This window comes from Caulobacter sp. ErkDOM-E, assembly GCF_048541895.1.
Taxonomy (GTDB): domain Bacteria; phylum Pseudomonadota; class Alphaproteobacteria; order Caulobacterales; family Caulobacteraceae; genus Caulobacter.
Map to the genome: position 1 here is coordinate 1,692,065 of NZ_CP183331.1, position 20,498 is coordinate 1,712,562.

Genomic DNA, 20,498 nt, shown 5'->3' on the forward strand with positions numbered 1-20,498 from the left:
CCGCAAGGCAATGACGTTGTTGCGATTGACAGTCAGGCGAGGCGGCTGCAAATTTATGCAAATTATTGCAGTGGTCAGGGCCAATAACGGCTCGGCCGCGCGGTTAGGGGGAAACGATGTCGGCCTGGGGGTCCTGGCGACAACGGCTGGCGGCCATGGCGGCCGGCATGGCGATGACAGGGGGCGCCGGCGTGGCCGGCGCCGCGCCCGAGTCTGCCGCCTATCTGCAGCGCAAGGCCTCCGATGAGGTGATCTATTTTGTCCTGCCCGACCGGTTCGCCAATGGCGATGCGGTCAATGATCGTGGCGGTCTGACCGGCAGTCCGCTGGTTACCGGCTTTGATCCGGCGCGGGCGGACTTCTATCATGGCGGCGACCTGCAGGGCCTGACCCAGCGCCTCGACTACATCCAGGGCCTGGGCGCGACGGCCGTGTGGCTGGCGCCGATCTTCCGCAACAAGCCGGTGCAGGGATCGCCAGGCCGCGAATCGGCGGCTCACCACGGTTACTGGATTACCGACTTCACCGATGTGGACCCGCATTTTGGCACGCGGGCGCAGTTCAAGGCCTTTGTCGACGCCGCCCATGCGCGCGGGATGAAGGTCTATATGGACATCATCGCCAACCACACTGCCGACGTGATCCAGTACCGCGAGTGCCCGGCCAATGACTGCGGCTATCGCGGCAAGGCCGACTATCCCTACGCCCGGCGCGGCGGGCTGGCGGGCGCAGCCATCAACGAGGGCTTCGACGGTCGCGATTTTGCCAGGCTGACCCGGCCCGACTACGCCTACAGCCCCTATGTCCCGACCGGCGAGGCGACCGTAAAGACGCCCGCCTGGCTGAACGACCTGACCTATTATCATAATCGCGGCGACAGCACCTTTGCCGGCGAGAGCTCGCTGGACGGCGACTTCGCCGGGCTGGATGACCTGTTCACCGAGAACCCGCGCGTTGTGCAGGGTTTCATCGACATCTATGGCCAGTGGATCGACGACTTCGGCATCGACGGCTACCGGATCGACACCGCGCGCCATGTGGCTCCCGCGTTCTGGCGGGCCTTCATCCCGGCCATGCGGGCGCGGGCCAAGGCCAGGGGCATCGAGAACTTTCATATCTTCGGAGAGGTGTTTGACAGCGATGTCGCCACCCTGGCCCGCCACACCCGGGTCGACGGCTTCCCGGCGGTGCTGGATTTTGCCTTCCAGTCCACGGTCACCGAGATTGTCGCGCGCAAGGCCGGCACGGATCGGCTGGCCCGAGTGTTCGCCAGCGACGCGGTCTATGAGGGCGGCGAGGCGACCGCGCTGCAACTGCCCACCTTCCTGGGCAATCACGACATGGGCCGTTTTGGCCACTTCGTTCTGCAGGCCAATCCGGGAATTTCCGACACCGAACTGCTGGACCGCGTGACCCTGGGCCACGCCCTGATGATGTTCTCGCGCGGTGTGCCGACCCTCTACTATGGCGATGAGCAGGGCTTCACGGGCGACGGCGGCTATGCCGACTCCCGTGAGGACATGTTCGCCAGCCAGGTGGCCAGCTACAACGACAACCGCCTGGTCGGGAACACGGCCAAGGCGGCGGCAGACAGCTACCGCACCGACGGGCTGCTCTATCGCCGCATCGCCGACATGGCCAAGATTCGCAGCGGTCATGCCGTCCTGCGCTCGGGTCGTCAGGTGTTGCGGGCCCAGAGCGACAAACCCGGTATCCTGGCCTTCTCGCGGCTTGGCGAGCCGGGCGAATACCTTGTTGTCTACAATACAGGCTCCACGCCGATCGCCGCCCAGGTCGAGGTCGAAACGACCTCGCGGGTCTGGCGGTCCGTGCGAGGCGCCTGCGCCGGGGCCGCCAGCGCGCCCGGCAGCTATCGGGTCGAGGTCGGCCCGCTGGACTACATGATCTGCGTTTCCAAGGGGCTACAGTGACGCTCAAGGTTCTTTCACGTCCGGCTGTGGAGTCCGCCATGGACGCCGAATGGTGGCGCGGTGCGGTGATCTATCAGGTCTATCCGCGCAGCTTCGCCGACTCGAACGGCGACGGCGTCGGCGACCTGCCGGGCATCACGGCGCGCCTGGAGCACATCGCCTCGCTGGGCGTCGACGCCATCTGGCTGTCGCCGTTCTTCAAGTCGCCGATGAAGGACTTCGGCTACGACGTTTCAGACTATCTGGACGTGGACCCGATCTTCGGCACCCTGGCCGATTTCGACCGACTGATCGAAAAGGCCCATGGCCTGGGCCTGAAGGTCATCATCGACCAGGTGTTCTCGCACACCTCCGATGAGCATGCCTGGTTCGAGGCCAGTCGCCAGGACCGCACCAATCCGTATGCTGACTGGTATGTCTGGGCCGACGCCAAGCCCGACGGCTCGCCGCCCAGCAACTGGCAGTCGGTGTTCGGCGGCCCGGCCTGGACCTGGGACGCCCGGCGCGGCCAGTACTACATGCACAACTTCCTGGCCTCGCAGCCGCAGCTCAACGTGCATGCGCCGGCGGTGCAGGACGCCCTGCTGGCCAGCGCCAAGTTCTGGATCGACCGTGGCGTTGAAGGCTTCCGTTTCGACGCCATCAATTTCTCGATGCACGATCCGGACCTGACCGACAATCCGCCCCTGCCACCCGGCGGCAAGCGCACCCGGCCGTTTGATTTCCAGGACAAGATCCACAACCAGAGCCACGCCGACATCCCGGCGTTCCTCAGCCGCCTGCGGGCCCTGACCGACGCCCACGGCGGCCGGTTCTCGGTGGCGGAGGTGGGCGGCGACCACGCCGATCGCGAGATGAAGCTGTTCACGGCCGGCGAGGATCGTCTCAACAGCGCCTATGGCTTCCTGTATCTCTATGCCGACCGCCTGACCGCCGAGATGGTGCGCGAAGGCGCGGCGATGTGGATGGGCGGGGACGGCGAGGGCTGGCCTTCCTGGACCTTCTCCAATCACGACGCGCCCCGCGCGGTGTCGCGCTGGGCCGAGGGCCGCGACCGCAAAGCGTTCGCGGAAATGGCGCTGCTGCTGCTGGTGGCGCTGCGCGGCAATGTCTTTGTCTATCAGGGCGAGGAACTGGGCCTGCCCCAGGCCCACGTGCCGTTCGAGCGTCTGCAGGATCCCGAAGCCATCACCAACTGGCCCCAGACCCTGGGTCGCGACGGGGCCCGCACGCCGATGCCGTGGGTTTCGACCGCGCCCAATGCCGGGTTCTCGGCCGTCGAGCCATGGCTGCCCGTCGATCCGGTCCATCTGCCGCTGGCCGTCGACGCGCAGGAAGCCGATCCTGCCTCGACCCTGCATGTGGCCCGCCGGCTGATCGCGCTGCGTCGCGCCTATCGCGCGCTGCGGACGGGCGGGGTGAGTTTCGTCGAGACCAATACCCCCCTGCTGATCTTCGAGCGCGGGGAGGGGAGCGACGCCTTGCTCTGCGTGTTCAACCTGAGCCATGAGCCCGTCGCCTGGTCGCTGCCGGGTGGCTGGGCTGTGGTCGAGAGCGTCAATCTGACCGAGGACGGCGTTGTGCCGGCTTGCGGCGGGCTGATGGCGCAGCGGGTCTAGGGTTCTGTCTGGTGACTCTCAACATCCGCTCTCCCCGGCGAAGGCCGGGGCCCAGATTCAGCCCGAGCATTTGGGGATGACCCGCCTTCCGCCTAAGCTCAAATCGACGACATCTGCGGGTTCGATCTGGGCCCCGGCCTTCGCCGGGGAGAGCGGAGAATTTGAAGAGTCACCCCCCGCAGCTTTCCCGGATGATCAGATCCGTGGGCACCCGTTCCGACCGGCTGGCCTTTTCGCCGCTGGCGTCCAGCAGCTTGGAGACCATCAGCCGGCCGGCCTTGGCCGTGTCCTGGGCGATGGTGCTGAGCGCGGGGCTGCTGTAGCGGGCGAAGGGTACGTTGTCGAAACCCACCACCGAGACATCGCCGGGCACCGACAGGCCGGCATGTTTCAGGGCGCGGATGGCGCCCAGGGCGATCAGGTCGGAGGCCGCGACCACGCCGTCGAACGCCACGCCGCGATGGATCAGGGAGTCGATGGCCGCCTCGGCGGACTCGACCTCGAAGTGGGCGGGCACGATCAGGTCGGGATCGATCTTCAGCTTCTGGTGCTCCAGCGCGTCCAGATAGCCGCGATGGCGCTGCATGGCTTCCGGGGCCTCGGTGTCGCCCAGGAAGACGATGCGCTTGCGGCCCAGCCGCGCCAGGTGGAGCGTCGCCCGGCGGCCGCCCATCGGGTTGTCGGAGCCGACCGAGCAATAGTTCTGGTCGGGCAGCTGCGCGCCCCAGACCACGAAACGGCCCTCGGTCTCGGCCAGGCGGTTGAAGGCCGCATGCAGCGAGCTCTGGCCCAGGAAGATCACGCCTTCGGCCCGGCTGGTGGTCATGGCGACCGACAGGTCCTCGAAATTGGCCGGCGCGATATGGCTGAGCAGCACGTCGCAGCCGCGCTCGCTGGCCGCCTCGCCGACACCGGCCAGCAGTTCCAGGAAGAACGGGTCGGACATGCCGCTGTCGCGGCCCTGCGGACGGGGCACGACGATGGCGATCGTCGCCTCGGCGCCGATCGGGCCGGCGGGCATGTAGCGGCGGAACGGATAGTCCATCTCGCGCGCCAGCTTCCAGATCGCCTGCTTGGTGCGCTTGTTGACGGCGGGACTGTCGTTCAGCGCCCGCGAGGCGGTCGAGATCGAGACGCCGGCCATCTTGGCCAGGTCTTCCAGACGGGTGACGCCCTTGCTCATGCGGGGTTCTCGCCGACTGCAAAATTTGCCGCAAAAGTTTTCATAAGCCTGTTTAGGCGTCGGCAGGGAAGCTTGGCAAGTCCAGGCGCCGTCGACTTTCGTGGAGTTTCCGCATGCTGTTTCGCCTAGCCCTGGCGGCTTTCCTGCTGGTCGCCGCGCCATCCCTGGCGGCGACCTCGGCCCGGATCGCTTCGCCCGACAAGGTGCTGTCGGTCGAGGTGACCACCGACGGCGACGGTCGGCCCAGCTATGCGGTTTCGCGTCTGGGCAAGCCGGTGATCGCACCGTCGCGCCTGGGCTTCATCCTGGTCGACGCCCCCAAGCTGGAACGCAATCTGGCGCTGGCCGGCGAGGCGACCAAAAGCTTTGACCAGACCTGGGAGCAGCCCTGGGGCGAGCGCCGCTTTATCCGCAATCACTACAATGAGCTGCGGGTCACCCTGGCCGAGAAGAATGGCCTGCAGCGTCGCTTTGACGTCGTGTTCCGCGTCTATGACGACGGCGTCGGCTTCCGCTACGAGTTTCCGGACCAGACCAACCTCAAGACGGTGAAGATCGGCGAGGAGCTGACCGAGTTCAGCCTGGCCGAACCGGCGACGGTCTGGTGGATCCCCGCCTTCGAATGGAACCGCGAGGAATATCTCTACAATCGCACCCGCGCCGAAGAGGTGGGCGACGCCCAGACTCCGATGACGGTGCGCACGGACAACGGCCTGCACATCGCCTTTCACGAGGCGGCGCTGGTCGACTATTCGGGCATGAACCTGACGCGGGTCGAGGGACGGCGCTTCAAGGCCAACCTGACGCCGGGCATCGGCGGCGCCAAGGTGGAGCGCGCCGCGCCGTTCCCGACGCCCTGGCGGACGATGCAGATCGCCGACACGGCCGGCGGGCTGGTGACCTCCAACCTGATCCTGAACCTCAACGAGCCCAACAGGCTGGGCGATGTCTCTTGGATCAAGCCGATGAAATATGTCGGCGTCTGGTGGGAGATGCACCTGGACAAGAAGACCTGGGCGTCCGGTCCCAAGCACGGCGCGACCACGGAAAACGCCATCAAGCACATCGATTTTGCGGCCAAACATGGCCTGGGCGGCGTGCTGGTCGAGGGCTGGAATGTCGGCTGGGATGGCGACTGGTTCGGCAATGGCCAGGACTTCAGCTTCACCCAGCCCTATCCCGATTTCGACATCAAGCGCGTCACCGACCATGCTCGCGAAAAGGGCGTGGTGCTGATCGGCCACCACGAGACCTCGGCCAATGCGGCGCACTATGAGAGCCAGATGGAGGCCGGGTTCGACCTCTACAAAAAACTGGGCGTCACGGCGGTGAAGACCGGCTACGTCGCCGATGCGGGTCAGGCCAAGGTGATGGGCCTGGACGGCAAGGTTCATTTCGCCTGGCACGAGGGCCAGGACATGGCGCGTCACCACCTGAAGGTCGTCACCGAGGCCGCCGAACGCCAGATCGCCATCAACGCCCACGAGCCGATCAAGGACACCGGCCTGCGCCGCACCTGGCCCAACTGGATCTCGCGCGAAGGGGCGCGGGGCATGGAGTTCAGCGCCTGGGGCCAGCCGGGCAATCCGCCCGAGCACGAGGCCAACCTGATCTTCACCCGCATGCTGGCCGGACCCATGGACTATACGCCTGGGATCTTCGGCATGAAGACCAAGGCCCCCGACGGCGTGGCCACCACCTGGGCCAAGCAGCTGGCGCTGTATGTCACGATCTACAGCCCCATCCAGATGGCGGCCGACCTGCTGGAGAACTACGAGGCCAACCCGGGGCCGTTCAAGTTCATCGAGGATGTGCCCACCGACTGGTCCGAAACCCTGGTGCTGAACGGCGAGATCGGCGACTTCGTCACGATCGCCCGCAAGGACCGCAAGAGCGACGACTGGTATCTGGGGGCGATCAGCGACGAGGAGGGCCGGGTGCTGACCGCGTCGCTGGGCTTCCTGGAGCCTGGCCGCCGCTACAAGGCCCAGATCTATCGCGACGGCGACAAGGCCGACTGGAAGACTGCGCCTCAGGACATGGTCATCGAGGAACGCGAGGTCACCAGCACCGACGTCCTGACCCTGCGCCTCGCGCCCGGCGGTGGCCAGGCGATCCGGTTCATGGCGGCCAGCAAGGGCAAGCCGCGGCAATAGGAGCAGGGCGCGGCGCTGCCGGCTTCGAAACACCTCGTCACCCCGGGACTTGTTCCCGGGGCCCATGGTTCAGCTTCATCGTGAGAGCGTTTTCAGGCTCCGCCCATGCGGCTGACGACTGGGTCCTGGGAACCGGTCCCGGGATGACGACTGTTTGAGAGCAGCGCGTTGAGGTGCGTTCTTGAATCAACGTCTCCGCATCCGGTCCGCGCCGGAAGCGGCTCTGCAAATTCTTGCAAAATTCGTGCAAACCTAGAGGCGCTTCAGGGCGCCTGAGCGCGCGAGATCCAGGTAGGTCTAGCCGGGTCAGACGTGAAGAGCCCTGGAATTGCCGCTGGAATCCCTTGCGATAAGGGAAATCCGGATTGCACGGCGCTACCCGACGTGCGCAAATGCCAGTCGCGAGATGTTATGAAAAAACTTGCGCATCATCGGCACGAATCGATGGGCGGGCGGGGAAGCGAATGACCAAGGCCAAGCTGAGTTTCTTCCAGATCTGGAACATGTGCTTTGGATTCTTCGGGATCCAGATCGGCTTTGGCCTGCAGAACGCCAATACCAGCCGCATCTTCCAGACCCTGGGCGTCGATGTGAACGACCTTGCGATCCTGTGGATCGCCGCGCCGGCCACCGGCCTGCTGGTCCAGCCGATCATCGGTTATTTCAGCGACAAGACCTGGGGCCGGCTGGGGCGCCGGCGACCCTATTTCTTCTGGGGCGCCATCCTGACGACGGCCGCGCTCTTCGTCATGCCCAACTCGCCGACACTGTGGATCGCGGCCTCGGCGCTGTGGATCATGGACGCCTCGATCAACATCACCATGGAGCCGTTCCGGGCCTTCGTCGGCGACAACCTGCCCGAAGAGCAGCGCTCGACCGGCTACGCGATGCAGAGCTTCTTCATCGGCCTGGGTGCGGTGCTGGCCTCGGCCCTGCCGTGGATGCTGACCAACTGGTTCAACGTCGCCAACACCGCGCCGGCCGGCCAGATCCCCGACGCGGTGCGGATCGCCTTCTATGCCGGCGGCGCAGGCCTGCTGTTGGCGGTGATGTGGACGGTGTTCACGACCAAGGAATACAGCCCCGAGCAACTGGCCGCCTTCGAGCGGGCTGACCGCGCCGACCGGCTGCAGGACGCCGCCGCCGAGCTCAAGCGCTCGGATCCGTCGATCAACGCCTATGGGCTGCTGGGCTTTGGTGGCCTGCTGGGCGGCCTGGCCCTGGCGGCGCTGGTCTGGTCCCTGCGACTGGAAAAGGAACTCTACGTCCTGGCGGGCCTGCTGGCCGCGTTCGGCGTTGCGGGCGTGGTCGGCGCGCGCCTCAAGCGGATGGGGCGGACCGAAAACGGCTTCTCCGAAGTGCTGGAGGACACCTTTCTGATGCCCACCACCATGCGCCAGCTGGCCGTGGTGCAGTTCTTCTCGTGGTTTGGCCTGTTCGCCATGTGGATCTACACCACGCCCGCCGTGTCGGCCTGGCACTTCCACGCCGTCGACGCGACCTCCAAGGCCTATAATGAAGGCGCTGACTGGGTTGGTGTGCTGTTCGCCGTCTATAACGGCGTCGCCGCCCTGGCGGCCCTGTTGATCCCGACCATGGTTCGGCTGACCAATCGCCGCGTCAGCCATGCCGTCTGCCTGACCCTTGGCGCGGCGGGCCTGCTGTCGATCCCGCTGATCAGGGAGCCTGGCCTGCTGTGGATCTCGATGGTCGGCGTCGGCTTTGCCTGGAGCTCGATCCTGTCGGCGCCCTATTCGATCCTGGCCGGAGCCCTGCCGGCCCGGAAGATGGGCGTCTATATGGGCATCTTCAATTTCTTCATCGTCATCCCGCAGCTGCTGGCCGCCACCGTGCTGGGCCTGCTGCTCAAGACCTTCTTCGGCGGCCAGGCGATTTACGCTCTGGTCTTGGGTGCGGCGTCTTTCGCCATCGCCGCCATCGCCGTGTTTGCCGTAACCGATCCTGATGAGGCGCCCGCGCGCGCCTAGCCGTCCCTCCCTTCACGAGGCTCTCCCCATGCGTATGTTCAAGACCCTGGCCCTGACCACGACCGCCGCCTTGGCTCTGGCGGGCGTCGCGTCCGCCCAGACCGCGCCCGGCGCCCCGGGCGCGCCGTCAACCTGGGCCTATGCCGCCAAGACCGGCGTCGGCGCGTCGTACGAGGCCTATGTCGACGGCGCCTACAAGGACGGCGGCCCGACCGGAACGGTGTCCAAGGTCTGGTTCTCCATCGCCGACGGCGTGCTGACCGAGACCATGTACGGCCTGATCCACGAGGCCCAGATCAAGCAGCTGCGCTTTGCCGTGCAGACCTCGACCGGCCTCGCCGTCGAAGGGACCGACACCGTCGCCAAGACGGAGTATCTGCACGTCGACGCGCAGGGCCGCCCGCTGTCGCCGGCCTACAAGGTCACCACCACCGACAAGCAGGGCCGCTTTGTCATCGAGAAGCGGATCTTCACCGACCCCGACCGCCAGAGCCTGGTCCTGCGCGTGACGGTCAAGGCGCTGAAAGGTCCCGTGACGCCCTATCTGCTGCTCGAGCCGCACATGGCCAATACCGGCGCCAATGACGCAGGCGCCGCCAGCACGGCGACCCTGACGGCCAATGAAGGCGACAAGTTCCTGACCCTGAAGGGCTCAAAGCCCTTCGTCGCCGCCAGCGCGGGCTTCATCGGCGCTTCGGACGGCCTGACCGATCTGAAGGACGGTAAGCTCAACGCGCTCTACGCCAGCACCGGCCCCGAGCGCGGCGCGATCATGCTGACAGGTCAGCTTCCGTCCACGGACAATGAAATCAGCATCGACTACGCCATTGGCTTTGGCCCTACCGCCGTCGCCAGCGCCGCCGCCGCCGACGGTTCGCTGAAGACCGGCTACGCCAAGGTTCTGGCCGGCTACAACAGCGGCTGGGAAGGCTGGCTGGCCTCGCTGGCCGAACTGCCCCGCCTGCGCGAAGCGGCCATGGACGGCGGCAAGCTGGTCCAGGCCAGCGCCCTGATGCTGAAGGTGCAGGAAGACCGCACCTATGCCGGCGCCTTGATCGCCTCGCTGTCCAATCCGTGGGGCGACACGGTGGACGCCTCCAAGCCCTCGACCGGCTACAAGGCCGTCTGGCCGCGCGACTTCTACCAGTGCGCCATGGCCCTGGCCGCCCTGGGCGACATCCAGACCCCGCTGGCCGCCTTTCACTACCTGCCGACGGTTCAGGTCGGGCCCAAGACCAAGGGCAATACCGGGGCCGGCGGCTGGTTCCTGCAGAAGTCGGAAGTCGACGGCACGCCCGAATGGGTCGGCGTCCAGCTGGACCAGACCGCCATGCCGATCATGCTGGGCTGGAAGCTGTGGAAGCAGGGCTGGCTGCCCGAGGCTGAGCTGAAGGCCTATTACGCCAGCATGATCAAGCCGGCCGCCGACTTCCTGGTCGATGGCGGCAAGGTCGGTCTGGGCTGGAACAGCGCCACCATCATCCCGCCGTTCACCCAGCAGGAGCGCTGGGAAGAGCAGGGCGGCTATTCGCCCTCGACCACGGCCGCCGTGATCGCGGGCCTGGTCACCGCCGGCGAGATCGCGGATCTGGCGGGCGACGCGGCCTCGGCCGCCCGCTATCGGGCCACGGCCGACGACTATTCGGCCAAGGTCGACAGCCGCATGGTCACGACCAAGGGCTCGCTGGGCGACGGCACGTACTTCCTGCGCCTCAACAGCGACCAGGACCCCGACAACAAGAGCCCGGTCGAGGAGCGCAATGGCCAGAAGCCGGTCGCCGAGGACCGGATGCTGGACGCCGGCTTCCTGGAGCTGGTCCGCTACGGCGTGCGCCCGGCCGACGATCCGGCCATCGTCGCCAGCCTGCCGGAGCTGGATGACGAGTCGATGGAGGATCTCTATCGCGTCCGCTACAGCTTCACCTTCCCGGGCGTGCAGGGGACCTTCCCCGGCTGGCGGCGCTATGGCGTCGACGGCTATGGCGAGGACATCAAGACCGGGGCCAATTACGGCGCGGGCGACCAGATGCGGCCGGGCCAGCGCGGCCGGGTGTGGCCGATCTTCACCGGCGAACGCGGCCACTACGAGATCGCCCGCATCACCCTGCGCGGCAAGCCGGCGCCGGGGGCGCTGGAGCCCGTGCGCCAGACCTATGTCAGGGCGATGGAACTGTTCGCCAATGACGGCCTGCTGATCCCCGAACAGGTCTGGGACGGCGTCGGCGCCGACACCGCCCATCCTTACGTGCGGGGCGAGGGCACAGACTCGGCCACGCCGCTGGCCTGGTCGCACGCCGAATACATCAAGCTGCTGCGCTCTGTGGCCGATGGCGTGGTCTGGGACAGCTATCAGCCGGTCAAGGCGCGCTACGCGCAGTAGGTCACAGCGCCTCCTCCGCTGGGGGGAGGAAAGGTTGTCATCCCGGACAAGCGGAGCGCAGATCCGGGACCGCCGGAAGCGCTGAGTTCAGGCATCGGTCCCGGATCTGCGCGCTCCGCGCTTGTCCGGGATGACAGCCGTCTTTGGTCAGCGTGGGGGGAGCATCTAACCGCTCCAAGTCCGCCCTAAACGTCGCGCCTGCTCGTGGTTAATGCCGGATTTACGAATCAGGGCCGATGCTCGGGGAGCCTCGACGTTTCCCCGGAGTGTCCCGTTCATGCCCGCGTTCCGTCGCTTAACGATCGCCTGGAAGCTGATCCTGGTCGCGGGCCTGGCCATTGGCCTGCTCCTGATCGCCGCCGCCTGGGCGGTCTCGTCGCACACCAGCTCCATCGTTTCGGGTCTGACAAATCAGTATGCCGGCGCGGTGGCTGACGAGGCCATCGAGCAGGTCCGCAGCGACATCAACTCGGCCGCAGCGGCCGCCAACGCCATGAGCGGTTCGATCGCCTCGGCCCATGAAGCCGGCCTGACTGAGCGCGACAAGTTCATCGCCCTGGTCAAGCCCAACGCCCTGGCGACCGAAAGCGTCATGGGCGCCTGGTTCATGGCCGAGCCCAATGCGCTGGACGGCAACGACGCCGCGCTCATCGACAATGCGGCCCTGGCCTCCAACAAGGACGGCCGCTTCTCGGTCTATTGGGTCAACCAGAACGGCGCGCCGGGTCTGGAACTTGAGTCAGACGGCTCTGATTTCGCCGAGGACTATTATACCGGCGTGGCGCAGTCCGGGAAACCGACGCTGACTGAGCCGTATTTCGAGACCATCGCCGGCGGACAGGTCGCCATGTCGTCCGTCGCCCTGCCGGTGATGTCAGGCGGCAAGCTGATCGGCGTCGCCGGTCTGGACATGTCGCTGGACAACCTTTCCAAGGCGCTGGGCGCCCTGCACCCGCTCGAGAGTGGGCGCGTCATGCTGGTCTCCTCGGACGGACAGTGGGTGGCGCACCCTGACGCTGACCTTCGCATGAAAGCCTATGGCGACGCCGGCGCTGACGCCGTGCGCGCCGTGCTGGGCGGCGGGAAAGCGGTCGAAATCAAGGGAATCAAGGCCGGAGACGTCGCGATGATCCGCGTCGTCCATCCGATCGCCATGCCGGCCCTCAATACCACCTGGGCCCTGATCATGGACGTGCCGGTGACCGCCATCACGGGCCCGGCCGACAGGCTGGCCCGCATCCTGTTCATCGGCGGCGCGCTGATCACTCTGGCCGTGCTGGCGGCCCTGTTCTTCGCCAGTGTGACCCTGGTGCGCGGGCCCCTGGCGGGGCTGACGCGTTCGGTCGACAGCCTCAGCGCCGGCCAGTACGACCGCCCGGTCTCGGGCATTGCTGGCGGCGACGAGATCGGCGCCATCGCCCGGGCCCTGGACGGTTTCCGCCACGACCTCGCCGACGGCCAGCGCCGCCGCTCCGAACAGGAGGCCGAACGCGCAGTCGCCGAGGCCGAGCGCCAGCGCCATGGGATCGAAGCGCAGGCCCGCGCCGAAGCTCAGGCCACGGCTGTTTCGGCCCTCGGCGAAGGCATGGAAAAGCTGGCGGACGGTGACCTGATCTGGCGGATGCGCGAGGACAGTTTCACCGCCGACGCCCGCAAGATGCCGCGCGACTTCAACGCCGCCGTTGAAAGCCTTCAGTCGACCATGGCCGGTATCCTGACCGCCGCCCGCAGCATCCGCGCCGGCTGCGCCGAGATCAGCAAGGCCTCCGACGACCTGGCGCAGCGCACCGAACGCGGCGCCGCCGGTCTGGAACAGACGGCCGCCGCGCTCGACACGATCACCTCGACCGTCAGGCGCAGCTCCGAAGGCGCCGACCGCGCCCGTCAGGTGACCCAGAGCGCCAAGATCAATGCCGAGCGCAGCGGGGCGGTGGTCAAGGAAGCCGTCGAGGCCATGGGCGGCATCGAAAAGTCCTCCAACGAGATCACCAACATCATCGGTGTGATCGACGAGATCGCCTTCCAGACCAATCTTCTGGCCCTCAACGCCGGGGTCGAGGCCGCCCGGGCCGGCGAGGCCGGTCGCGGCTTCGCCGTTGTCGCCCAGGAAGTCCGGGCCCTGGCCCAGCGTTCGGCCGACGCCGCCAAGCAGATCAAGACCCTGATCCGCACCTCGACCGAGCAGGTCGGGCGCGGCGTGCGTCTGGTCGGCGAGACGGGCGAGACCCTTGACCAGATCCTGGTCCAGGTGGCCGAGATCAATGATCTGGTCGGCGAGATTGCCGCCTCGTCCAAAGAGCAGGCCATGGGCCTGGCCGAGGTCAATCAGGCGGTCAACCAGATGGACCAGGTCACCCAGCAGAACGCCGCCATGGTAGAACAGTCCACCGCCGCCAGCCATGCCCTGGCCAGCGAAGCGGCCGAACTGGAGCGCCTGGTCGGCCGGTTCCAGGTCGGCGCTGAGGTTCGTGAGCTGCGGCCCCCGGTTGCGGCCCCGCGCACGGCCGTCGCCCCGTCCCGCGAGAGCTTCCGCCAGCGCTATGTGCAGGGGGCCAACGCCCTGAAGGTCGAGCCGTCAACGCGGCCGGGCGATTGGGAAGAGTTCTAGGGGCCGCGCGCTGGGGCTGCTGGTGGCGCCGGGAGCGGACCTCCTGAAGGTCCGCTGAGGGTGGTTAGTGGACCCCGGCAGGAGCTTCGGCGTAAAGCTCCGCCTTAGTAACTGCGAACTCGTTGTGCTCGCCGGGGTTGCCGACCCAATGCCCCTCGCATCGGCAGTAGACAATCTTGCCGACGACCTTTGCCAAGTTTTCTGCCTGGAAGAATTCGTCGAAGGCGGCTTTTGCGGCCACGTCCTGGAAGCTAGGGAGCACGTGTTCAGCATTGCCCGGCCTCAACAGATAGTAGCCGTAGTGCATCTCCCACCCAACCTTGAAGACGCGTAACTCCACAGGGCTACCACCTAACGCCATTTGAGGCGCTGCGAGAGCAGCGAGGGCCATGAGCACGGCGACGAGGGATCTTTGAATTGGGCGCATAGCTAACTGTTACTCGGACGGCCAAGGTCCGCAACGGGTGGACAGCAGGCATCCTCGGCTCACGCTAGAGGCGAATTGCATCGTCCGAACGCGTTGGGGTGTGTATCTTTGAGGGGTGTTGGCAGGAATTCTCGCCAATCACCGCGACCATCGAGCACGGCACCTAGATGAAAAAAGACTCGCTAGTAATCGCTGGCTTTGCCTTGGCAATGTTGGCGTTCAGCTCACCTGTGAACTGTATGGAGTATCGTGTTGGTGGTCGTACAGCATCAGAAGATTTTCGGCGTCCCGAAGACGCGAAACTTGCTCTTGCAAGTTGCAACGGAGATGTAACTGCCATTGCGAGGGCGATTAGCATTGGTGCAAATCCTAATGCGATTGGGGCAACCGCCGGAACACCGTTGTTTTGGGCGCTCTCCTGCAAAAGCCTTCCGGGAATGGAGGCTTTGCTGAAGGCTGGCTCAAGCCCGAACTATCAAATTCCTGGCGATGGCGATGCGTTTTCTCCTGTGTTCGTTGCAGCAGGGCTAGAAGATCCTAGGATGCTACAACTGTTGTTGAAGTATGGTGGCGATCCAAGCTCAACCGGAGATAGCGGTCACACGTCAGCTTTGGAGCGCGCTTTCGGTTTAGGTCTCCAGTTGAGCGATGGAGGTCTTCAGTCGGAGCGGCTGGGTTGGGAAAACTACTATCTGCTCTTGGAGGCAGGGGCCGATATCAATCAACGGGGCGTGAGTTTTTCGATTGCTGAGGTAGCTGCAAGCCTAAATCAATTCGACAAAGTTTCTGAATTGCTAGATCGAGGATATGTTCTTCGGCTCGAAAATCTTAGAGCTCTGATTGATTCAACCCGGACAGAATTTACTGGTATAAATCAGGGCGCTTGGCTCCTGAAAGTTAAAGCCAAGCTTGAAGGCGTAGGCACTGCGTCGGTCTCAAGTATGCGGCGCTAGCTTCGAACCGCTCCGGAGGGTCTGCAATGGGTCGAAAGCGGCCTCTGCCTTCCCTCCCGAAAGCGGACGCGCTGCGTCCTGCTCATCCTTAAATCTCTTGGTGGCTGTAGCGTGCTGGTCTGGAAAGGTCAGTCAAGGACGGCTTCGCCGCCGCGGAGCGGCCGCCCGAAGGGCGGTCCTTGAGTGACCTTTCCAGACCAGCGATCGTCTCGCCGTGAGATTTAAGGATGGCTCCCTTCGGCGCGAAGGGGGGCTTTCGCCCATCCCATCAATCACCGTCATTCCCGCCCTTGTGGCGGGAACCCCTCTATCCGCCGCAGGTGCGGATGGGGCGAAGTGCGCGCGCACTTCGCTGGCGTCTCACGTGTCAGCTGAAACAGGGGTTCCCGCCACAAGGGCGGGAATGACGGTTGAGTATGGGGATAGACCACGCTCAATCCCCGTTCTTTCCAGAACAAACCCCAGCCTGATCAATCACTTGTAAAATAGTTGATCGCGCCAATCAGACGCGTCGAAACTGCCCGCATAATCAATCTCACCTGACAGCACGGGAAGGGCGTCCGGCCGGCGACCAGCGACGGCTGTCAGGGGTGATCGAGCGGGAGTGAGGGCGGGTGACGTAAACCTGCCTATCGGGGGCAAGCCAAGGCCTCCGCCCGTCCGAAGGTTCGCTCCGGGTTCCTCCGGAATCGGCGTGGCTGCAGCCCAAGGCTGGGTCCGTCGCGAGGAGGGCAAGACCCGGGTGGTGGCATAGGGTTGAACCAGACCCGCGCGCCCCGGCCAGAGGGATAACGATCACGCGGAGCGTCTGTCTTCGTCGAAACGGTATTCAACTATCCAATCATCCGGGCGAGGCCCGGGCGCTCCGCGACCCTTCCCACTCACTCGGCGGTTTCCGCGCGAGGCGGCGAAGCCGTGTCCGCCACGCCCCTCGCAATCACCCCCGAACGCGCTATATCCCCGTCATGGCTGAAGCTTTCAACGACAAGACCCTGGCCGCCGACAAGAGCGCCCGCTACGCCGAAGTGGCCGCCGAGATCGCCTCGGTGCTGGACGGCGAACCCAATGTCACGGCCCGCATGGCGACCGTGGCCTCGATGCTGGCCAACAGCTTCGACCACTACTTCTGGACCGGCTTCTATGTCGTTGATCCCCAAAAGGACCGCGAGCTGGTGGTCGGGCCGTATCAGGGCACGCTGGGCTGCCTGCGCATCGCCTTTGGCCGGGGCGTCTGTGGCGCGGCGGCGGAAACGGGACAGACCCAGCTGGTGGCCGATGTCCATGCCTTCCCCGGTCACATCGCCTGCGACAGCCGCTCGGAAAGCGAGGTCGTGGTGCCGGTATTCGACAAGGCCGGCCGGCTGATCGCGGTGTTCGACGTCGATTCCGACAAGCCCGCCGCCTTCGACGCGATAGACCAGCAGGGGCTGGAGACCATCCTCAAAACCACCTTCGGGTAACTGGCGTAAGGGTTGCAGCCTGTTCTCCATCATTCCCTAACCGCTTCGGTTTAGGACAGGTAGAACATGCTGAACGTCGAAACCCTGCACCCCAGCCATCTGGCGCCCGCCGACATCGCCCTGTGGCGCGACATGGCCGCGGCCGAGCCGGCGTTCGCCAATCCCCTGCTGGGTCCCGATTTCACCCAGGCCGTGGGCCGGGTGCGAGAAGACGCGCGCGTCGCGGTGATCCAAAGGGACGGGGAAACGCTTGGCTTCCTGCCGCACCATCGCCGTCCGGGCCGCCTGGCGCGGGCGATCGGCTCGCCGCTGTCGGACTATCACGGCATCGTCTCGCGTCCCGATCCGGGCTTCACGGCCGAGGAGGTGCTGCGCGCCGCCGATCTGGGCGTGTTTCGCTATACCGGCCTGATCGATCCGTTCGGCCTGTTTGGCCAGCCTGCGCAGGGCGTTGAAGCCCAGTCCGGTTTCGTGATCGCGCCCGAAGGCTCGGCGGAGGATCACCTGGAGGTCGTCCGCGCCGCCAGCCCCAAGAAGATCAAGAACTACCGCCGGCTGGACCACAAGCTGGACCGCGAAGTGGGCGCGGTGCGTCTGGTCGCGGCCGACACATCGCGTCAGGCTTTCGACCAGCTGCTGGCCTGGAAGCGCGAGCAGCTGCAGCGCACCGGCATGCACGACTTCCTGCGTCCGGCCTGGACCACCGGCCTGCTGACCGACCTGTTCCAGCGCCAGACCGGCGATTTCCAGGGCCTGATGATCAACCTCTATGCCGGCGACGAACTGGTGGCGGGGCATTTCGGCGTGCGTCTGGGCAGCGTCTATCACCCGTGGATCGCCTCGACCAATCCGGCCTTCGGCGCCTGGTCGCCGGGCCAGATCTTCTTCCTGCGCGCCATCGCCGCCATGCCGGAACTGGGCCTGAGCCGCTATGACCTGGGTCCCGGCCATGATCACTACAAGCGCGCCTACGCCTTCACCCAGACCCCGGTCCAGAGCGGCGCCGTGATGGCCGCCAGCGTGGCCGGCCTGATGGCCAGCTCTGTTGAAAGCGCTTGGAACCTGGCCGGCGCGGGCGGCAATGGCATGGTGGCGCGGCTGCGTCGCCGGATGGACGTGATCAACAGCGTCGAGCTGACCATGGGCGGACAGGTGCGCGGCCTGGTCGACGCCGTCGCCAGCCAGTCACGTCGTCGCGTCGGCGCTCACGAGGCCGGCTGATGGTCCACGTGACGGTGATGATCCCGACCCAGAGGCGGCTCGGCGGTCTGGCCGTCGCGGTGCGCTCTGTGTTGGCCCAGCAGGCGGTGGATTTCGCCGCGCTGGAGATCATCGTCGTCGATAACGATCAGGTCCCCTCGGCCCAGGCCACGATCGAGGCCCTGGCGGAAGGCGCGGCCTGCCCGCTGCACTATGTTCACGAGCCCCGCGCCGGGGTGGCCAACGCCCGCAACGCCGGCATGGCCAGGGCCTCCGGCGCCCTGATCGCCTTTCTCGACGATGACGAGGAAGCGCCCGAGGGCTGGCTCGCCGCCTTGCTGGCCGCCCAGGTTCGCTACGACGCCGATGTCGTGTTCGGACCGGTCCGGGCCCGGGCGCCAGACAGCGTCGCCGAGCATCGCGACTATCTGGAGCGCTTCTTCTCGCGCCTGGGTCCCGCCCAGGCCGGCGTCATCGACCACTATTACGGCTGCGGCGACAGCCTGCTGCGCCGCGCCGCCTTGCCCGATCCCGTCTCGCCGTTCGCGGCCGAGCGCAACCAGATCGGCGGCGAGGACGACATGCTGTTTGGCCAGATGAAGGCCGCCGGCGCGACCTTCGCCTGGGAACCGGCCGCCTGGGTCTGGGAAGACCCCGTGCCCGACCGCCTGACCCTGGACTACACGCTGGCCCGCGCCTTCGCCTATGGCCAGGGTCCCTCGGCCCATTGCGCCGCCTCCAGTCCGCCAGACCCCGTGGGCGTGGCCCGCTGGATGGCGATCGGGGTGGGGCAGGCGGCCGTGTTCGGCGCGGTGGCCGGCGTCAAATGGCTGACCCGTTCCAGTGACCGGGCCGACTGGCTCGACAAGGCCGCGCGCGGCCTGGGCAAGGCCCTGTGGTGGGGCCCCTTCAAGATCCAATTCTACGGGAGGACCGCGTGAGCATCATCCGCGACTGGACGCCCGAGAAGGCCAGGGCCTTCGGCGGTGAGAACCTGGCCTTCGAGCACGGCCTGCACGAACGCCCGATGTTCGACGACGAGGGTCTGGCGCGACTGCTGGACCTCTATCCCCGCGGCCAGCTGGGCGTCTTCACCATGGGCGAGGACCCCAAGGCCTGGACCACCTGGCGCCGGGGCGCGGCCAGCGGCCTCTCGGGCGACCAGCTGCTGGAGGCGGCCAAGAGCGGCCGCATCTGGCTGAACCTGCGCCACACCAACGATCACGTGCCGGAATATGCCGCCCTGGGCGACGAGATCTTCGCCGAGAAGGAGGCTCAAGTTCCCGGCCTGCGCACCTTCAAGCGCGATCTGGGCATGCTGATCAGCTCGGCCAACGCCCAGGTGTTCTACCATCTGGACGTGCCGCTGGTGTCGCTGTGGCAGCTGCGCGGCCAGAAGAAGGTCTGGGTCTATCCGGTCGCCGATCCGTATGTCGGCGAGCTGGACCTGGAAAAGATCGTGCTGAAGGAAACCGCCGAGCAGTTCGCCTTCGATCCCGACTGGGACAAGGGCGCGGCGGTCTATGACCTGACCCCGGGCAAGATGGTCACCTGGAAGCAGAACGCGCCGCACCGGATCGAGAACGGTCCGATGCTGAACGTCTCGCTGTCGATCGAATTCATGACCCCGCCGGCCCTGATGCGGGCCAATGTCATCTACGCCAACGGGGTGCTGCGCCGCCGGCTGGGGGCAAGGCCCCGCATCCAGAGCGGCTTTGGCCCGACGGCGCTGGGCAAGCTGGCCGTGGCTCGGGGGGCCAAGGCCCTGAACCTGCAGACGCCGCATGTGCGCCATCTGCCGATCACTTTCGGCCTGGATGCGAGCAAGCCCGGCGTTCTGGTCGAGGGCCAGCGCGCCTAGCGCTTGCCCCGGCCCGCGCTTCATCGCAGAACACGACGATGAGTCAGGCAGTCACGATTGAACTGGGCGAGGGCGCCGAACATGACGCCCGGGCTCTGCGGAATGCGTTCGGGTGTTTCACGACAGGCGTCACGGTCGTCACGACCCTGGGCGAGGACGGGCGCAAGATAGGGCTGACGGCCAATTCCTTCACCTCGGTGTCGCTGGATCCGCCGCTGGCGTTGATCTGCGTGGATCTGAAATCCAGCAGCCTTGCGGCCCTGGATACGGCGGGGGTCTTCGCCGTCAATGTGCTGCCGGCCGAACAGCAGGACGTCGCGAGCCAGTTCGTGCGCAAGGGGGTCGACCGGTTCGCAGGGCTGGAGACCGAGGTCTGGCGCACCGGCGTGCCGATCCTGCCTGACTGCATGGCCAATTTCGAGTGCCAGACCCATCACGTCTTCGACGCTGGCGATCACCGGGTCTATGTCGGCCGGGTCGTGAAGCTGCGCTACGATCCAGATCACGAACCGCTGGTCTATCTGCAGGGCCGGTTCCGGCGGGTTCACGTCGACGCGGAATAGACTGTCATCCCGGCCAGGCGCCTCGCGCGCCGAGCCGGGATCGCGGCGATGGCCTGCGTTTCCGGCGGTCCGGGGTCTTCGCCCGGGATGACAGCGCTATTGGTCGAATTTTCCGGCGCACGACGTGCCGTTGAGATGCTATCGACGCGCAAAACAAGATCCAGGGAGC

14 protein-coding genes and 1 pseudogene are annotated in these 20,498 nt (G+C 66.2%); 13 read left to right on the forward strand and 2 right to left on the reverse strand.

What is annotated here, in order from left to right:
- The first annotated feature begins 116 nt into the window (after positions 1-116).
- Entirely contained in the window at positions 117-1,931 is a 1,815-nt protein-coding gene (locus ACN2C7_RS08290; protein ID WP_419321038.1) for an alpha-amylase family glycosyl hydrolase, read from the forward strand.
- The gene (locus ACN2C7_RS08295; protein WP_419321436.1) at positions 1,907-3,550 is read left to right on the forward strand and encodes an alpha-glucosidase; all 1,644 of its coding nucleotides are present in this window, start codon (positions 1,907-1,909) and stop codon (positions 3,548-3,550) included. The genes ACN2C7_RS08290 and ACN2C7_RS08295 overlap by 25 nt, the downstream gene beginning before the upstream one ends.
- 169 nt (positions 3,551-3,719) lie before the next feature.
- On the opposite strand, the gene ACN2C7_RS08300 is transcribed toward ACN2C7_RS08295, so the two are convergent.
- The gene (locus ACN2C7_RS08300; RefSeq protein WP_419321039.1) at positions 3,720-4,733 is read right to left on the reverse strand and encodes a LacI family DNA-binding transcriptional regulator; all 1,014 of its coding nucleotides are present in this window, start codon (positions 4,731-4,733) and stop codon (positions 3,720-3,722) included.
- A gap of 113 nt (positions 4,734-4,846) precedes the next feature.
- Here ACN2C7_RS08300 and ACN2C7_RS08305 point away from each other — a divergent pair, with 113 nt between their 5' ends.
- From ACN2C7_RS08305 to ACN2C7_RS08320, 4 genes are all read left to right on the forward strand, one after another.
- On the forward strand, positions 4,847-6,889 hold the full coding sequence (locus tag ACN2C7_RS08305) for a glycoside hydrolase family 97 protein (protein WP_419321040.1): 2,043 nt from the start codon (positions 4,847-4,849) through the stop codon (positions 6,887-6,889).
- Between the two features lie 464 nt (positions 6,890-7,353).
- On the forward strand, positions 7,354-8,877 hold the full coding sequence (locus tag ACN2C7_RS08310) for an MFS transporter (protein ID WP_419321042.1): 1,524 nt from the start codon (positions 7,354-7,356) through the stop codon (positions 8,875-8,877).
- Between the two features lie 28 nt (positions 8,878-8,905).
- Positions 8,906-11,257: a glucan 1,4-alpha-glucosidase gene (locus ACN2C7_RS08315; RefSeq protein WP_419321043.1), complete on the forward strand. Its 2,352-nt coding sequence runs from the start codon at positions 8,906-8,908 to the stop codon at positions 11,255-11,257.
- Positions 11,258-11,534: 277 nt separating this feature from the next.
- On the forward strand, positions 11,535-13,865 hold the full coding sequence (locus ACN2C7_RS08320; protein ID WP_419321045.1) for a methyl-accepting chemotaxis protein: 2,331 nt from the start codon (positions 11,535-11,537) through the stop codon (positions 13,863-13,865).
- A 64-nt stretch (positions 13,866-13,929) separates the two neighbouring features.
- Here the strand turns inward: ACN2C7_RS08320 and ACN2C7_RS08325 are convergent, their stop codons facing one another.
- Positions 13,930-14,172: a hypothetical protein gene (locus ACN2C7_RS08325; protein WP_419321046.1), complete on the reverse strand. Its 243-nt coding sequence runs from the start codon at positions 14,170-14,172 to the stop codon at positions 13,930-13,932.
- A 287-nt stretch (positions 14,173-14,459) separates the two neighbouring features.
- On the opposite strand from ACN2C7_RS08325, the gene ACN2C7_RS08330 reads away from it, so the two are divergent.
- The 7 genes and pseudogenes from ACN2C7_RS08330 to ACN2C7_RS08360 all read left to right on the forward strand — a co-directional run bounded on the left by ACN2C7_RS08330 (position 14,460) and on the right by ACN2C7_RS08360 (position 20,329).
- The gene (locus tag ACN2C7_RS08330; RefSeq protein WP_419321047.1) at positions 14,460-15,245 is read left to right on the forward strand and encodes an ankyrin repeat domain-containing protein; all 786 of its coding nucleotides are present in this window, start codon (positions 14,460-14,462) and stop codon (positions 15,243-15,245) included.
- Between the two features lie 227 nt (positions 15,246-15,472).
- A pseudogene (locus ACN2C7_RS08335) lies at positions 15,473-15,654 on the forward strand (hypothetical protein); the annotation flags it as partial.
- Positions 15,655-16,210: 556 nt separating this feature from the next.
- The gene (locus ACN2C7_RS08340; RefSeq protein WP_419321048.1) at positions 16,211-16,705 is read left to right on the forward strand and encodes a GAF domain-containing protein; all 495 of its coding nucleotides are present in this window, start codon (positions 16,211-16,213) and stop codon (positions 16,703-16,705) included.
- Positions 16,706-16,771: 66 nt separating this feature from the next.
- A complete protein-coding gene (locus tag ACN2C7_RS08345) occupies positions 16,772-17,926 on the forward strand; it encodes a GNAT family N-acetyltransferase (protein WP_419321049.1) in 1,155 nt (384 codons plus the stop codon).
- On the forward strand, positions 17,926-18,846 hold the full coding sequence (locus tag ACN2C7_RS08350; protein WP_419321050.1) for a glycosyltransferase family 2 protein: 921 nt from the start codon (positions 17,926-17,928) through the stop codon (positions 18,844-18,846). The genes ACN2C7_RS08345 and ACN2C7_RS08350 overlap by 1 nt, the downstream gene beginning before the upstream one ends.
- Positions 18,762-19,766 (forward strand): hypothetical protein, encoded by a 1,005-nt coding sequence (locus ACN2C7_RS08355; protein WP_419321437.1) that lies wholly within the window; start codon positions 18,762-18,764, stop codon positions 19,764-19,766. The genes ACN2C7_RS08350 and ACN2C7_RS08355 overlap by 85 nt, the downstream gene beginning before the upstream one ends.
- Before the next feature lie 38 nt (positions 19,767-19,804).
- On the forward strand, positions 19,805-20,329 hold the full coding sequence (locus tag ACN2C7_RS08360) for a flavin reductase family protein (RefSeq protein WP_419321052.1): 525 nt from the start codon (positions 19,805-19,807) through the stop codon (positions 20,327-20,329).
- Positions 20,330-20,498: the final 169 nt, after the last annotated feature.

What these genes read in the sequence shown, in the direction of transcription:
- ACN2C7_RS08325 (WP_419321046.1), bottom strand. Translation starts at nt 14,172, where the DNA reads ATGCACTACGGCTACTATCTGTTGAGGCCGGGCAATGCTGAACACGTG.
- ACN2C7_RS08340 (WP_419321048.1), top strand. Translation starts at nt 16,211, where the DNA reads ATGGCTGAAGCTTTCAACGACAAGACCCTGGCCGCCGACAAGAGCGCC.
- ACN2C7_RS08320 (WP_419321045.1), top strand. Translation starts at nt 11,535, where the DNA reads ATGCCCGCGTTCCGTCGCTTAACGATCGCCTGGAAGCTGATCCTGGTC.
- ACN2C7_RS08300 (WP_419321039.1), bottom strand. Translation starts at nt 4,733, where the DNA reads ATGAGCAAGGGCGTCACCCGTCTGGAAGACCTGGCCAAGATGGCCGGC.
- ACN2C7_RS08350 (WP_419321050.1), top strand. Translation starts at nt 17,926, where the DNA reads ATGGTCCACGTGACGGTGATGATCCCGACCCAGAGGCGGCTCGGCGGT.
- ACN2C7_RS08315 (WP_419321043.1), top strand. Translation starts at nt 8,906, where the DNA reads ATGCGTATGTTCAAGACCCTGGCCCTGACCACGACCGCCGCCTTGGCT.
- ACN2C7_RS08290 (WP_419321038.1), top strand. Translation starts at nt 117, where the DNA reads ATGTCGGCCTGGGGGTCCTGGCGACAACGGCTGGCGGCCATGGCGGCC.
- ACN2C7_RS08345 (WP_419321049.1), top strand. Translation starts at nt 16,772, where the DNA reads ATGCTGAACGTCGAAACCCTGCACCCCAGCCATCTGGCGCCCGCCGAC.
- ACN2C7_RS08330 (WP_419321047.1), top strand. Translation starts at nt 14,460, where the DNA reads ATGAAAAAAGACTCGCTAGTAATCGCTGGCTTTGCCTTGGCAATGTTG.
- ACN2C7_RS08360 (WP_419321052.1), top strand. Translation starts at nt 19,805, where the DNA reads ATGAGTCAGGCAGTCACGATTGAACTGGGCGAGGGCGCCGAACATGAC.
- ACN2C7_RS08305 (WP_419321040.1), top strand. Translation starts at nt 4,847, where the DNA reads ATGCTGTTTCGCCTAGCCCTGGCGGCTTTCCTGCTGGTCGCCGCGCCA.
- ACN2C7_RS08310 (WP_419321042.1), top strand. Translation starts at nt 7,354, where the DNA reads ATGACCAAGGCCAAGCTGAGTTTCTTCCAGATCTGGAACATGTGCTTT.